General features: G+C 37.4%; 13 protein-coding genes. 6 read left to right on the plus strand and 7 right to left on the minus strand.

Features of this window, described 5'->3' with window-relative positions; all coding sequences use genetic code 11:
- Window positions 1-332: 332 nt before the first annotated feature.
- Together AC1M86_RS14275 and AC1M86_RS14280 are read left to right on the plus strand one after the other, a co-directional pair.
- Complete coding sequence (locus AC1M86_RS14275) at window positions 333-1,250, plus strand: matrixin family metalloprotease (RefSeq protein WP_481596648.1); 918 nt, start codon at window positions 333-335, stop codon at window positions 1,248-1,250.
- A 100-nt stretch (window positions 1,251-1,350) separates the two neighbouring features.
- Window positions 1,351-1,725, plus strand: a complete 375-nt coding sequence (locus AC1M86_RS14280; RefSeq protein ID WP_035270344.1) for a hypothetical protein — start codon at window positions 1,351-1,353, stop codon at window positions 1,723-1,725.
- 58 nt (window positions 1,726-1,783) lie between these two features.
- Here AC1M86_RS14280 and AC1M86_RS14285 read toward each other — a convergent pair whose 3' ends face one another.
- The 3 genes from AC1M86_RS14285 to purE all read right to left on the minus strand — a co-directional run bounded on the left by AC1M86_RS14285 (window position 1,784) and on the right by purE (window position 5,344).
- Window positions 1,784-3,064, minus strand: coding sequence for a lytic murein transglycosylase (locus AC1M86_RS14285; protein ID WP_481608228.1), 1,281 nt, complete (start codon window positions 3,062-3,064; stop codon window positions 1,784-1,786).
- A 630-nt stretch (window positions 3,065-3,694) separates the two neighbouring features.
- Entirely contained in the window at window positions 3,695-4,816 is a 1,122-nt protein-coding gene (locus AC1M86_RS14290; protein ID WP_481588067.1) for a 5-(carboxyamino)imidazole ribonucleotide synthase, read from the minus strand.
- A 15-nt stretch (window positions 4,817-4,831) separates the two neighbouring features.
- The gene (gene purE / locus AC1M86_RS14295; protein ID WP_035270333.1) at window positions 4,832-5,344 is read right to left on the minus strand and encodes a 5-(carboxyamino)imidazole ribonucleotide mutase; all 513 of its coding nucleotides are present in this window, start codon (window positions 5,342-5,344) and stop codon (window positions 4,832-4,834) included.
- Window positions 5,345-5,630: 286 nt separating this feature from the next.
- On the opposite strand from purE, the gene AC1M86_RS14300 reads away from it, so the two are divergent.
- Window positions 5,631-6,893, plus strand: coding sequence for a DUF2254 domain-containing protein (locus tag AC1M86_RS14300; RefSeq protein ID WP_481608229.1), 1,263 nt, complete (start codon window positions 5,631-5,633; stop codon window positions 6,891-6,893).
- A 16-nt stretch (window positions 6,894-6,909) separates the two neighbouring features.
- Here the strand turns inward: AC1M86_RS14300 and AC1M86_RS14305 are convergent, their stop codons facing one another.
- Window positions 6,910-7,254, minus strand: coding sequence for a DMT family protein (locus AC1M86_RS14305; RefSeq protein ID WP_035270328.1), 345 nt, complete (start codon window positions 7,252-7,254; stop codon window positions 6,910-6,912).
- A gap of 252 nt (window positions 7,255-7,506) precedes the next feature.
- Between AC1M86_RS14305 and mpl the strand changes: the two genes are divergently transcribed.
- Window positions 7,507-8,877, plus strand: a complete 1,371-nt coding sequence (gene mpl / locus AC1M86_RS14310; protein WP_481608230.1) for a UDP-N-acetylmuramate:L-alanyl-gamma-D-glutamyl-meso-diaminopimelate ligase — start codon at window positions 7,507-7,509, stop codon at window positions 8,875-8,877.
- 33 nt (window positions 8,878-8,910) lie between these two features.
- Here mpl and AC1M86_RS14315 read toward each other — a convergent pair whose 3' ends face one another.
- On the minus strand, window positions 8,911-9,198 hold the full coding sequence (locus tag AC1M86_RS14315; protein ID WP_035268576.1) for a GNAT family N-acetyltransferase: 288 nt from the start codon (window positions 9,196-9,198) through the stop codon (window positions 8,911-8,913).
- Window positions 9,199-9,219: 21 nt separating this feature from the next.
- Window positions 9,220-9,507 (minus strand): GNAT family N-acetyltransferase, encoded by a 288-nt coding sequence (locus AC1M86_RS14320; RefSeq protein ID WP_035268578.1) that lies wholly within the window; start codon window positions 9,505-9,507, stop codon window positions 9,220-9,222.
- Between the two features lie 636 nt (window positions 9,508-10,143).
- Here AC1M86_RS14320 and AC1M86_RS14325 point away from each other — a divergent pair.
- Window positions 10,144-11,106 carry a TerC family protein gene (locus AC1M86_RS14325; RefSeq protein WP_481588063.1) on the plus strand — a complete coding sequence of 321 codons (963 nt, stop codon included), beginning with the start codon at window positions 10,144-10,146 and terminating at the stop codon, window positions 11,104-11,106.
- 68 nt (window positions 11,107-11,174) lie between these two features.
- Here the strand turns inward: AC1M86_RS14325 and AC1M86_RS14330 are convergent, their stop codons facing one another.
- Window positions 11,175-11,735, minus strand: coding sequence for a nucleotidyltransferase family protein (locus AC1M86_RS14330; protein WP_481608231.1), 561 nt, complete (start codon window positions 11,733-11,735; stop codon window positions 11,175-11,177).
- A 164-nt stretch (window positions 11,736-11,899) separates the two neighbouring features.
- Between AC1M86_RS14330 and AC1M86_RS14335 the strand changes: the two genes are divergently transcribed.
- Window positions 11,900-12,955, plus strand: coding sequence for a Rieske 2Fe-2S domain-containing protein (locus tag AC1M86_RS14335; RefSeq protein WP_481608232.1), 1,056 nt, complete (start codon window positions 11,900-11,902; stop codon window positions 12,953-12,955).
- Window positions 12,956-13,007 lie beyond the last annotated feature (52 nt).

A 13,007-nucleotide genomic window follows, 5' to 3' on the forward strand; every position in this document is an offset into this window, starting at 1 on the left:
AGCTGGACTCGAAACACTTAACAACTCAGCAACCTGCTTCGCTCGTTTCCGTGTATCTCGTCGGTATGGGGTGCATTCTATAGATTTTTTCCTCCCTTGCAACCCCTTATTTCACTTATTTTCAACGGGTGTTGCTTTTTTCGACTAAAAAGATGAAAAACATGAATTTTCACTCATTTTTTAATCATTATTCATATTTATTTTCATCATTCATTTAAATTTTACGAATAATTTTCATTTTTATACACACTGGAGCTCATATATTTTGATGTTTTATTTTCCAAAATGTTTTTTTAGGCTACATTGAATAAAAATTAAGTTGAATTGCTCGCATGATGCGCTCCATTATTCTGATCTTTTCCTTTTTATGCGTTGCATATTTTGCTGTACAACGTTTTATTCATCCTCAATTAAATCACAATTCAACTTTAGATCGGCTTCAACACCCCATTGATCAACGCCTAAGATATCGTATTGGGTTTATTGACCCAAGATTTCAACTTGATACAGAGGCATTACGCCAAATAACTCAAGAGGCAGCGAATATCTGGGAAAATCAAACTCAACAAAAGTATTTCGTTTACGACCCCAATGCTCGTCTTACAATTAATCTCATTTTTGATGAACGTCAAAATGAATCCAATTATAGAAAACATACGCTAAAGCAATTTGAAAATAGCAAATCATTAGCCGACCAAATGAGATTACAGCTAGAGCAAGAATCACAACAACTTGAATTTTTAAAACAGCAAATTGAACAGCAGCAACACAACTATAGTAATGATCTAGATCAACATAATAATTTCGTCCACCACATTAATGGCTTAAACACATCTATTACAGATTCACAACTTCAGCAGATCAATAACTCTAAGACACGGCTCACACAGCAGAAGCTTGGGATTGAAAGCAATATTGAACGATTTAACATCTTACGAACAGAACTCAACGATAAAGTTGAAAAATTCAACCAATCCCAACACCAACAACGTAAAGCTATTAATGAGTTTAACCAAGTTTTTCAAGCCAAAATGTTCCACAAAGGCGAGTTTAATGGTCGTGAAATCAATATTTATGAATTTCAATCTATAGATGAGCTTCGAATCACATTAGCTCACGAATTTGGCCATGCATTAGGTCTTCAGCATACTAATGACCCCAATGCCTTAATGTATCCAATTCTAGAAAAGCAGAATTTCTCCAATTTTAAATTGACTACTGCCGACCTCGAACTGCTAAAAAGTCGATAAAATCAGCGCCACAGCTCAATCCCATAATTAAATTACGGATTTAATTGAATAGTTTTGAATTCGTGTTAAGGTATTTTAAAATTAATCAGAGGAGAGAGACGTGAGTTATTATCATATTATTCTTGAGGTAAATGATCATATCAGCACGATCGAGGAAACTCGTGATATTGAAATATTTGATATTGTCGAGCTTCAACCTTATCTCTACTCAATTTTACTGCCATATTTCAATAAACAACTCATCGAACTCGATGATGAGAACATTAAATTCGAAGACGTCTTACATATTCAAATTAAGCAAACATTATTACCTATTCAAGATTTAATTGAAGAGGAACAACGCCAGCTTCCAAGCGATACAGATGTCACCATTACAGCTTATGAAATTTTTAACGATCGAGAATTAAGTCAAGATGTAACCTTAGTCATTTTTGACTTACTCGATGCTGTTAAAATCGATCGCTCTATTATTTAGAAACATCATCACAAAAAAAGGTCAACCTATGTTGACCTTTTTTAATCCGAGAACCTATTTATTGCATCATCAGCTGAGCCTGCTCATTTCTAAATGCACTCAATATCTGCTGTCCCGCTCGACCTGTAGGATTTAAGCCCAATCGGGTTTGCTCTTGACGAATTGCCTGTCGAGTTTTATCCCCAATTAAACCATCAATCGCACCAATATCGTAACCGCGCCGGATTAAATAGCGTTGAATTTCTCGGCGTTCTGCTCTTGATGTACCAGGATCATCAGTCGGCCAAGCTTTTGCAATTTTAGCTTTTCCTTGCAATCGATCTGATAAATGTGCGATTGCCAACGCATAACTTTCTGCTGCGTTATAACTATATATAGCATCAAAATTTTTAAATACTAGAAAGACCGGCCCAGCACTGCCAGCAGGCGCAAGCAACCCAGCTTGAGAAGATGCAGAAAGATTACCCTGAATTAAAGGGGAGCCATCCACTCTATTCAATCCTTGATTGACCCAATAAGACAATGCTTTCTTATTACGTCGCCCCTCACCTACAACTGACATTCCTGCAGGAATCTGCACTTCAAATCCCCAAGGTTGACCAGTTTGCCATCCTCTTTTCTTCAAAAAATTTGCTGTTGAAGCCAAAGCATCTGGAATACTCGAGACTAGATCACGTCGCCCATCACCATCAAAATCTACAGCAAGCTCATCATAGGTTGAAGGCATAAACTGAGTATGACCAAAAGCCCCTGCCCACGATCCTCTCAATTGTTCTTCCCAAACATCACCACGCTGTAAAAGTTTCATGGTGGTAAAAAATTCACCTCTAAAATACGATTGACGGCGCCCCTCACAGCTTAAAGTTCCCAAAGCTTGAAGTAATGGATAGCGTCCAGAAATATCACCATAGTTACTCTCAACTCCCCAAACTGCAACCACCATTTCAGCTGGAATGCCATAAGCCACACTTACACGGTCAAGTGTTTCTCGATGCTGTCGAAGTTTCTGTTGCCCCAATTGAACACGTTCATCATCAACTAAACCTGACAAATAATCCCAAATTGGCGTCGAAAATTCAGGCTGATAATTTAAACGTTCAATCACAGAATAGTCAGGAGTTAAATTCTGCGTGTAACGATCATACGTCGCCGAACTAACCCCTCTAGTGATCGCTTGTGATTTTAAATTCGAGATGCATTGCTGAAAATTAGGAGCGGATGACACAGTTGGCGTCATGGATGGCGAGGCTGTCACAGACTGACCATTAATAATCAACTCAGCATGAGTTTGAGATATCGCTAAAAAAAATGAACCTATCGTGAGTGCAAGCCGTTGCATAAGACCCTGTAATTCTAAAATGTTGGAATTATGTCTTTACCTTAACAGCTCACTCTAAAAATTAAAGCATCGAATCGTAAATTTAAATTCATACTTTCTACTTTTTTAAATTTATTTTGAAAATTTAAATTTAAAAACTTATCCACAACCTAGTTTCAAATTTATTTGTTATTGAATTTAAATTTAAACCGCCACACAACATTTAAATTCAAAAAACTTATCCACAGTCATCCAATACTACAAATCAACCTAAATCATTGAAAATTATAAATATTAAAATAATTTAATTTACTCAATAGATAAGAATTTAGATATAAATCTTTAAATACATTTTTGAATTCAAACCTCAATAGTAACTTTGAATTCAAAATATCCTGCAAGCCTATTATTTTGAATTTAAACCCACTTTGAATTCAAAGTTAAGATGGCTCACATAGCCATAATCAAACTTATACACAGTTCAAAATATGTATTCTAATCAGAACTAATAGTATAATTATTATGCAATTTTTTTAAAATTTCATCCGACCAATGGCAAGTGATTTTTAAAGAGGCGCAATCATGCCTTAAACAAGATAAATAAAAAAGCGACCACTCGTGTGATCGCTTTTTTTATCAGCAACTTAAAGTCTAGATGGTCATATCTTCACTTAATGCTAATGGGTTTGGTAAAATTTTCGACAATTGGCGACAGAGTGTAGTCAATTCTGAGCTATCGATTGGCATTAAGGTAATATGACCAATTTTTCGACCTTCACGTTCTGACTTGTTATAAAGGTGCAAATGTGCACCCTCTAAAGCCAACACATCTTCAGTCTTTGGATGCTGACCAATAATGTTCACCAATACCGTTGGACGAATCATCTCAGTTGAACCCAAAGGTAAGCCTGCAACAGCACGGATATGGTTTTCAAACTGAGAGCACACAGCACCTTCAATCGACCAATGACCTGAGTTATGTACACGTGGCGCCATCTCATTGGCATATAAGCCTTTGTCCGTCACAAATAGCTCAAGCGTCAGCACACCGACATAGTTCAAATGGTTAAGCAAGCGAGTGATGTAATCTTGTGCTACAGGTTGTAGATCTACACTGTTCGGTGCAGGGACAATCGAGTGCGATAAGATACCATTGTGATGGTGGTTCTCAGCCAATGGCCATGTTTTCACATCACCATTCTGACCACGTACTGCAATGATTGACACTTCACGCGAGAAAGTCACAAAACTTTCAGCAATCAATTCACCCGCAGGACCAAGTTCCGCCCATGCTTGATCAATTTGATCCGCAGTGCGTAAGACAAACTGACCTTTACCATCATAACCACCACGTGAAGTTTTTAGTACGATTGGAAGACCAAGTTCAGCGACCGCGTTTTGTAAACTTTCTAGTGATGTCACCGCTTTGTAAGGTGCTACTGGAATATCTAACTCATCAAATAACGCTTTTTCAGACAAGCGATGCTGAGCAATCGCTAAAGCCTGACGCGGGGGATGCAGTTGCTTGGTTTCAGTTAATACATCTACATCTGACAATGGCGTATTTTCAAATTCTAAAGAAAAGACTTCTGCACTATTAATGAAATCCTGTAAGCCATTTTTAGCTTGAGTTGAGATCACTGGACCCAAAGCAGCAGAAGGGCAGTCTGTACTTGCTTCAAAAAAAGTACATTGAATATTTAATGGAAGTGCCGCCTGCGCCATCATTCGACCCAATTGACCGCCACCAAAAATACCGATGGTTTTATCCATAAGATTTCTCTCGAATTAAGCTTGACCAGGAATATTTTTACTCGCAACTTTCTCAGTTTGCGCTAAGCGAAAATCGGCTACATTCTTTGCAATATCTGGGCGAGTTAAACCTAAAATTTGTGCCGCCATAATCGCAGCATTGGTCGCACCTGCAGGACCAATTGCCAATGTACCGACAGCAATACCTGCTGGCATTTGTACAATGGAAAGCAATGAATCAACACCATTCAAGATCGAAGATTTAACCGGCACACCTAGAACAGGAAGATCAGTCTTCGCTGCGCACATACCCGGTAAATGCGCTGCACCACCAGCACCCGCAATAATCACTTGGATACCACGATCACGAGCTTGCTCAGCATATTCAAACAAACGATCTGGCGTACGGTGTGCTGAAACAACTTCCGCTTCAAAGGGTACACCAAGCTGATTCAACATATTGGCAGTGTGTTCGAGTGTCGCCCAGTCTGACTGAGAGCCCATGATAATTCCAACGAGAGGAGTGTCTTGTGAAGCGGCCGCATTCATTGCAATGTTTCCAGAGATTAAAGTAAGAGAGATAAATCTCGACGAGAGCCAAGCTTTAATAAGAACTCACTATTATAGACTGAAAATGAATAGGTCTAAAGTTAAGCTGATAAAATAAGGATTAAAAATATATACTTGTTAATAGACATAAAAATGAATTTTATGATTGGTCATTGTTCTGCCTCATCCACCTTAAACATCTGGCTCATTCAAGATAAATTGAAATTGAATTTGGATTAAACTGAACTAAGCCATTCAAATTAAAAAATAAAAAGGAGAATATAGAATGTGGTTTAAACTGAAATTATGGTGGAATAACCCTGCAGAAAATTTATGGTTTACACCAGCACTTGGAGCTTTATTAGCGATTTTTTTCTCTTTATTTGCAACTGCAAGTCGTTATTTTATTCCATCACACGCGGTTCCAAATATCAGTATTGAAACACTAAGTAGCCTACTGGATATCATTGCTTCGAGTATGCTGGCGGTCACTACATTTTCACTTTCGATTATGGTCGCCGCATTTGCTTCAGCTTCATCGAGTGGTACGCCACGTGCTTATAAGCTGATGATGAATGATGATAATACTCGTCTCGCAATTACCAGTTTTATTTCCGCATTTATCTATGCCGTCATCGCAAAAATCGCTTTAGGTTTACAATATTATGGAGTTTCGGGTCGATTTGTCTTATTCGTAAGTACCATTTTGGTTCTTATTTATTTGATTGTGACATTAATTCGCTGGGTACAAACATTGTCTCAACTTGGCACACTAACCAATGCTATTTCTAAAATTGAAACAGCAGCATCTCAAGCTTTAAGTACATTTCGTACACATCCCAACTTTGGCGCTTCTGGACAAAAACCATTGAGCGAAAGCCAACTCAAAATACACCCAAAACAGACAGGTTATTTTACTCATTTTGATATTGAGTCCTTAAATCTTCTTGCTCAAACTCACAATGCACATATTCATCTTGCTTTTCTTCCTGGGAAATTTGTAGACCCATCACTGGTTCTGATTGAAGTCTTTGCAGAAAATCTAATAGATGATGAAGAATTAAAAAATTTAGAACAACAAATTCATGAATACGTAATTATCGAAACGAACCGTAGCTTTTTACAAGACCCAAGATTTGGTTTATTGGTCATGAGCGAGGTTGGACAAAAAGCGATGTCAGCTGCAATTAATGATGTGGGTTCAGCAATTAGTGCGATCAATGCCTTAACGCGGATTATTATTGATAGTCAGCCAGATCCAGAACAGAAAACTTTTAATTTCTCGAATATCAGTGTCGATATGTTTGATATTCGTGAGTTTATTAGCAGTAGCTTTGCACCGATGGCACGGGACTGTATAAGTAATATCGAATTAAATCAAAGAATAATTAAATGCTTATCCATGATTGAAAAAAATGTATCTGAACCGGAACTACGGGAAGCTGCTCATGAAATGGCACATGAAATCTTGGCACGCTGCTTAAAACATTTTGATTTTGAACCTGATCGTCAAAGATTAGTTCGGGAATATGAAAATAACTTTAGTTAATCTTCATCCTTTTGAATCATGGTGTTCTAAATACAAAATAGACACAACCACATAAGCAAAGTGCAGCCCATACATAATCTAATTTGAAAGGCTGTTTAAACATGAAAATCATGAAAGGAACAAATACCAATAGCGTAACGACTTCCTGAGTGATTTTCATTTGTCCCACAGCCCAGCCATTTTGAGCCAGCATCTTGGTTGCAGGAATCATTAAGCTGTATTCGAATAATGCAATGATCCAACTAAATAGAATGGCTTGCCATAAAGGGGCATCATGCGGCAAAAATTTTAAATGACCATACCACGCCAAAGTCATAAAGCAATTTGCTAAAATCAGAAGCAATAAAGGTAAATAAATCATTTAAATCTCAAGTTAAATCGTCCGCGTTATTCTACGATTAAATCATTTCGTTTCATCATACTAGATTAAAAATATTCATATATTTTAGCTCATAAGTTTAAAAATTTATTTCTGCAAAATTTTACGGAATGGCTTCTAATAATCACTATCTTTTCACCAAGACCCTTGTTATCGTTGACATCAAATCAAATAACACATGACAACAGCACCAAAAAGATGTTTGTGTCGAAAAGAGTAGTGGAGTAAATCATCATGCATCTGCATATTTTGGGAATCTGTGGCACCTTTATGGGATCGTTAGCACTGTTAGCTCGAGACCTAGGGCACACAGTGACAGGCTCGGACCAAAATGTGTATCCACCTATGTCGACACAACTTGAAAATGCGGGTATTACCTTAATGCAAGGTTATGACCGTAGTCATTTTCAACCACACCCAGATTTAGTGATCGTTGGTAATGCCATGAAACGTGGAATTGACGCCGTTGAATACATGCTAAATCAGGGTTTACCCTATATCTCTGGACCACAGTTCCTTGCCGACCATGTGCTACAAGGTAAACATGTATTAGGGGTTGCTGGTACACACGGAAAAACAACCACTACCACGATGTTAGCTTGGGTATTAGATCAAGCGGGCTTGGAACCGGGCTTTTTAATTGGTGGTGTACCACTTGGATTTAAAGAAAGTGCTCGTCTAGGCGGAGGTCAATATTTCTGTGTAGAAGCAGATGAATACGACTCTGCCTTCTTTGATAAACGATCTAAATTTGTTCATTACCATCCAAAGACAGCTATTCTGAATAATCTTGAATTTGATCATGCAGATATCTTTGATGATCTCGCTGCCATTCAAAAACAATTTCATCATTTGGTTCGTACTATTCCAAGTGAAGGCCGTATCATCGCACCAATCACTGAATCAAATATTGATGAAGTTTTGGCACAAGGCTGTTGGACACCGATCGTCCGTACATCGCTTGAATCTCATGATCAAGCAACTATCTCTGCAAACCAACTTTCTGCAGATGGTACTCATTTCCAAGTCTTAAAAGACGGCGAAGTAAAAGGTACAGTCCAATGGTCGATGACAGGTCAACACTCCGTTGCAAATGCTTTAGCAACCATTGCAGCTGCAGAGCATGTAGGTGTTTCCATTGAAACTGCATGCGAAGCATTATCGAATTTTGGTGGTGTAAAACGCCGTATGGAGCTCCTCGATACCATTCGAGGTATTGAAGTTTTCGATGATTTTGCTCATCACCCAACAGCAATTGACACAACACTGGATGGTGCTCGTAAACGACTAGGCGAACGTAAACTATGGGCTATTATTGAGCCGCGCTCAAATACGATGCGAATGGGAAGCCACAAAGATGGTTTAGCATATTCTGCTCGATTGGCAGATGAAGTGATTTGGTATCAACCTGAGGGTTTAGATTGGGATCTACAACCTGTTGTTGAAGCTGCTCCGAATAAAGCTGTGGTAGCGCGTACTTTAGAAGAGATCATCCGAAATGTCGTGAATGAAGCAGGCGAGGGGGATGCCGTTGTGATCATGTCAAACGGTGGATTTGGTGGTTTGCATCAAAAACTCATTCAAGCACTCAAAGCAAAAGAATAAATAAAAAAGCCCGCTCTGCGGGCTTTTTTATATTTAAGCGATAACGTCATGATATTCATTATGAAAACGCTTAAACATGACAACCACATAAGAGCAAGTTGGAACAATTTTTAATTTTTCTGTACGAGCAAATTCTACAAGTCGATCTAACAATAACTTTGCAGTTCCTTGTCCACGTAAACGATCATCGACCCAAGTATGATCAGCTATAATGATCTGTGGAGTTTGGTAACGATAGCTGATTTCTGCAATTCTTGATTGATCTGCGTCCGTGAGATAAAACTCACCGCCTTTCACACTATCGATATGTTCAAACTGCATATGACCGCTCACTGTATGATTTTATTTAAACAGAACATCATGGATTGCTTCATCTTTGTTGAAAACAGATTTAGCAAATGGACAAAGCGGTAGGATTTTAACATTCTTTTGACGAGCTAATTCCACCGCACGGTCAACAAGTTGACGTCCCACGTTTTGCCCTCTTAATGAATCATCAACCCAAGTATGATCAATAATAAATTTATCTTCACCTGCCCATGAATAAGTCATTTCAGCTAAATGATGGCCATCTTCACCAATAAAAAACTCACCTTTTGATCCATTTTCTTGATGTTTAATTTCTAACATTATCATTATCCTATCATTCGTTATTAAATATAGATTAGAACGACATATTTACATAACACTATGAAAAAATGGGACAAACTTGTCTATCAATTACAAATTCAAAACTTTAATTTATTTTAAAAAAAGAAATATTATAAAAAACAAAAATATATATTGTCAGTCATAATCATTAAATGTTATTTTTTTAATATATAAATGTATTATTATTGTTAAAACATTAATGAGTAAATGAAATGGATATCTATTTAATATCAATTGTAGTATTGATCATCATTGCAATAATCTTATTAATTTCAATTTTTAAAGACAAATTTAATAACCCATTTAAATAATTTGCACACAACTTATAAGTGTGTCATCCTTTGTGCACTCGAAATCAAATGAAACGATTTCAACGTAATTTATTATCAAATTTGAACAAGGGGAGTAGCCTCCTCCAACAGTACTTAAATACTGTGTCAGAATATCGTCATTACACTTTGAAAGAAGTCGGTATCTGAGCATCATTTCGATTATCTAAAATGCATAATCAAAATGGTGTAGGCAAGACCTTGATCATGTTGTTTCAGAATTATTATCTGGCAACTGGTCGAGGTTTTTTTATGCCAAAATCAATTGCCAGTATTGGAGATCACTATGGAAACCATAGGCAATATTTGGCTTTATGTCATTTTTTTTGGCATCGTCACGATTATGCTCTTAATTGACTTTCTAGGTTTTAAACAAAAAGAAGGTCAAGAAGTTAAAGTTAAAACTGCTGCTTATTGGAGTATTGCATGGGTCACTGTCGCAACACTTTTTGGTGGTGGACTATGGCTATATCTAGAAAATACCGCTGGTATAAACGTAGCCAATACGAAAGTTATGGAATATTTTGCCGGCTATTTACTGGAAAAGTCACTCGCAATTGATAACGTCTTTGTGTGGCTAATGATTTTTGCTGCATTCGCTATACCTCCTGCACTTCAACGTCAATTACTCCTTTATGGTGTATTGGGCGCTATTATTCTCAGAACAATTTTTATTTTTATCGGTGCGTGGTTCGTTCAGGAATTTTCGTGGATCCTCTATATCTTCGGTGCTTTCCTTGTATACACTGGATTTAAATTCCTTAAAGGACAAGAGGATGATCCAAATATTGAAGATATGGCCATTCTGAAATGGCTACGTAAACACATGCGAATTACTCCACAGTTGGAAGGAAATAAGTTTTTCGTAAGGCAAAATGGCGTTCTATGGGCAACCCCATTATTTTTAGTGCTAATTTTAGTCGAGGCATCTGATGTTATTTTTGCAGTCGATTCTATTCCAGCGATTTTTGCGGTCACCACTGATCCTTTTATCGTCCTTACAGCTAACTTGATGGCTATCCTCGGTCTACGGGCTATGTTTTTCTTACTGTCTGGAGCCGCTTCAAAAATGCATTATTTGCCTTATGGACTTGGGGCTATTTTAATTTTTATCGGTTTCAAAATGCTTATGCTTGACGTATTCCATATGCCAATTTGGATCTCATTAAGTTTTATCGTGATTGCCCTTTCAATTACAGCATGGCTTTCAATTCGTTATAGTAAAAAACATCATCAAACGACCTTATAAGGTCAAACTTTGTTGGATTCAATAAAGCCTTCATCTGAAGGCTTTATTTATATCATTAGATGAGCCATCTAATTCACAATGCTTAACTTAGGCCATTGTTCCAAAAAACACTTTGACTTAACCCTATGTTCAAAGACTCCACGTGAAACCAAACGATTATTCCACCTTAATTTTAAAGTAAATAAATCTTCAAGCCCCAAAGGTGCGAGGATTTCAATATGATTATTCTCCATTAATTTGATAGCGATTGCGGTTGCCGTTTCTGGCCAAAAACTCATAGCATGATGTACTGAAGTATATGGATCAATTTGAGCACCTTCATCAGTTCTGTACCAATGATGTACCAGAGCTTGAGTAATGTCCCAATGAATATTAGGATATCTATGTTGAAGTGCACCCTTTAAATAATTTCGTCTCTCATCCATTTTTTCTGAAGGATCAAAATAAATGACATCAATTTCAGTTTCAAAAATGGAATAATTTTGATTATGTAAATAAGACCAGATCCAATTTCGAATCAAGCCCGCACTAAAATAGGCCGCACTATCAATCTGCCGTAAACACTGTAAAAGTTCATAGATATCTGCATTAGATCGTATTAAATGGCTTAACTTCTCATATAAGTCCATGGGTGAATTCACTTTATATATTTTGATTAGAATTTAATATTTCCACTCAGCTCTCCAATTTTAAATGTTAAGAGACGGTTGGCAAAGATCTTGCATCATCTCCAAAGAAAAAAGCTCAGTAAATTTAGCGCAGCTCTTCGGAGCTCTTTTTTTAGGAAATGACGATGAATATGATTCCCGCATTAAATCCACTCAGTGCACCTTGCCAATGTAGTTTCGACTTACAAGATTGGGAAATTCTCGCGCAATATTGGTATCCAGTGGCTCGTATTCAAGATGTTTCAACCACACCACATCAGGTCATTTTACTTGATGTAAAAATGGCGATTTACCAAACTGACAATGGGGAAATTCGATTAGTGCGTGATATCTGCCCTCATCGTGGTGTACCTCTAAGTAAAGGATGGGTAGAGGGTGAAGAAATTATTTGCCGATATCACGGTCTAAGATTCGACCTTGCAGGGAAGTGTACAAAAATTCCTGCTCAACCTGATTTAACTAAGATATCTGACCGTTTTAGTTTAACCCAATTTCCAGTAATTTTGAGATATGGACTGGTCTGGACTAGCTTGCATGGACGTGATTTTCAACACAATAATATTCCCCAACTTGACACTTGGGATCATCCTGATCATCAGTCTATTTTACCTCCATATGTTGATATTGCAGGCTCAGCAGGTCGTCAACTCGAAGGATTCATTGATGTAGCTCACTTTGCATGGGTGCATCACGAAGCTTTTGCAGATCGAAACAACCCAGTTGTACCGAAATACCATACTGAGAGAACAGACTATGGTTTAAAAACAATTTATATTAGTGGTGTCAGTAATTACCCGCATGCTTTGAAACACCTAGAGCCAGAAGGTTTTGAGTGGAAAAGAACTTTTGATATTTACCCACCATTTTCAGCGATATTAACTGTAGATTTTCCAGACAATGGGATTTTAAAAATCTTGAATGCGTGTTGTCCTGTATCGGTCAATCAAACCAGATTATTTATTCCTTTGACGCGTAATTTTGATCAGACTGGAGATTTACAAGCAGTCTATGATTTTAATGCCCAAATTTTTGCCGAAGACCAAGATATCGTAGAATCGCAAAAACCTGAAGAATTACCACTTGATTTAATGATGGAAGCGCATTTTGAGGCTGATCGATCTTCGACTACTTATCGTCGTATTCTCGCAGAGTGGGGGCTCAGCAAACGATATACAGTTTAATTAAGATAGATCAGTTACAATCAATCGAAAAAATTAAAAGTGTAGGTTTTAA

The sequence above is a fragment of the Acinetobacter sp. ANC_7654 genome (assembly GCF_056779855.1).

Excerpts from the sequence above, each read along its gene's own strand:
- AC1M86_RS14275 (WP_481596648.1), top strand. The coding sequence starts at position 333 with ATGATGCGCTCCATTATTCTGATCTTTTCCTTTTTATGCGTTGCATAT.
- AC1M86_RS14285 (WP_481608228.1), bottom strand. The coding sequence starts at position 3,064 with ATGCAACGGCTTGCACTCACGATAGGTTCATTTTTTTTAGCGATATCT.
- AC1M86_RS14290 (WP_481588067.1), bottom strand. The coding sequence starts at position 4,816 with ATGGATAAAACCATCGGTATTTTTGGTGGCGGTCAATTGGGTCGAATG.
- purE (WP_035270333.1), bottom strand. The coding sequence starts at position 5,344 with ATGAATGCGGCCGCTTCACAAGACACTCCTCTCGTTGGAATTATCATG.
- AC1M86_RS14300 (WP_481608229.1), top strand. The coding sequence starts at position 5,631 with ATGTGGTTTAAACTGAAATTATGGTGGAATAACCCTGCAGAAAATTTA.
- AC1M86_RS14305 (WP_035270328.1), bottom strand. The coding sequence starts at position 7,254 with ATGATTTATTTACCTTTATTGCTTCTGATTTTAGCAAATTGCTTTATG.
- mpl (WP_481608230.1), top strand. The coding sequence starts at position 7,507 with ATGCATCTGCATATTTTGGGAATCTGTGGCACCTTTATGGGATCGTTA.
- AC1M86_RS14315 (WP_035268576.1), bottom strand. The coding sequence starts at position 9,198 with ATGCAGTTTGAACATATCGATAGTGTGAAAGGCGGTGAGTTTTATCTC.
- AC1M86_RS14320 (WP_035268578.1), bottom strand. The coding sequence starts at position 9,507 with ATGTTAGAAATTAAACATCAAGAAAATGGATCAAAAGGTGAGTTTTTT.
- AC1M86_RS14325 (WP_481588063.1), top strand. The coding sequence starts at position 10,144 with ATGGAAACCATAGGCAATATTTGGCTTTATGTCATTTTTTTTGGCATC.
- AC1M86_RS14330 (WP_481608231.1), bottom strand. The coding sequence starts at position 11,735 with ATGGACTTATATGAGAAGTTAAGCCATTTAATACGATCTAATGCAGAT.
- AC1M86_RS14335 (WP_481608232.1), top strand. The coding sequence starts at position 11,900 with ATGAATATGATTCCCGCATTAAATCCACTCAGTGCACCTTGCCAATGT.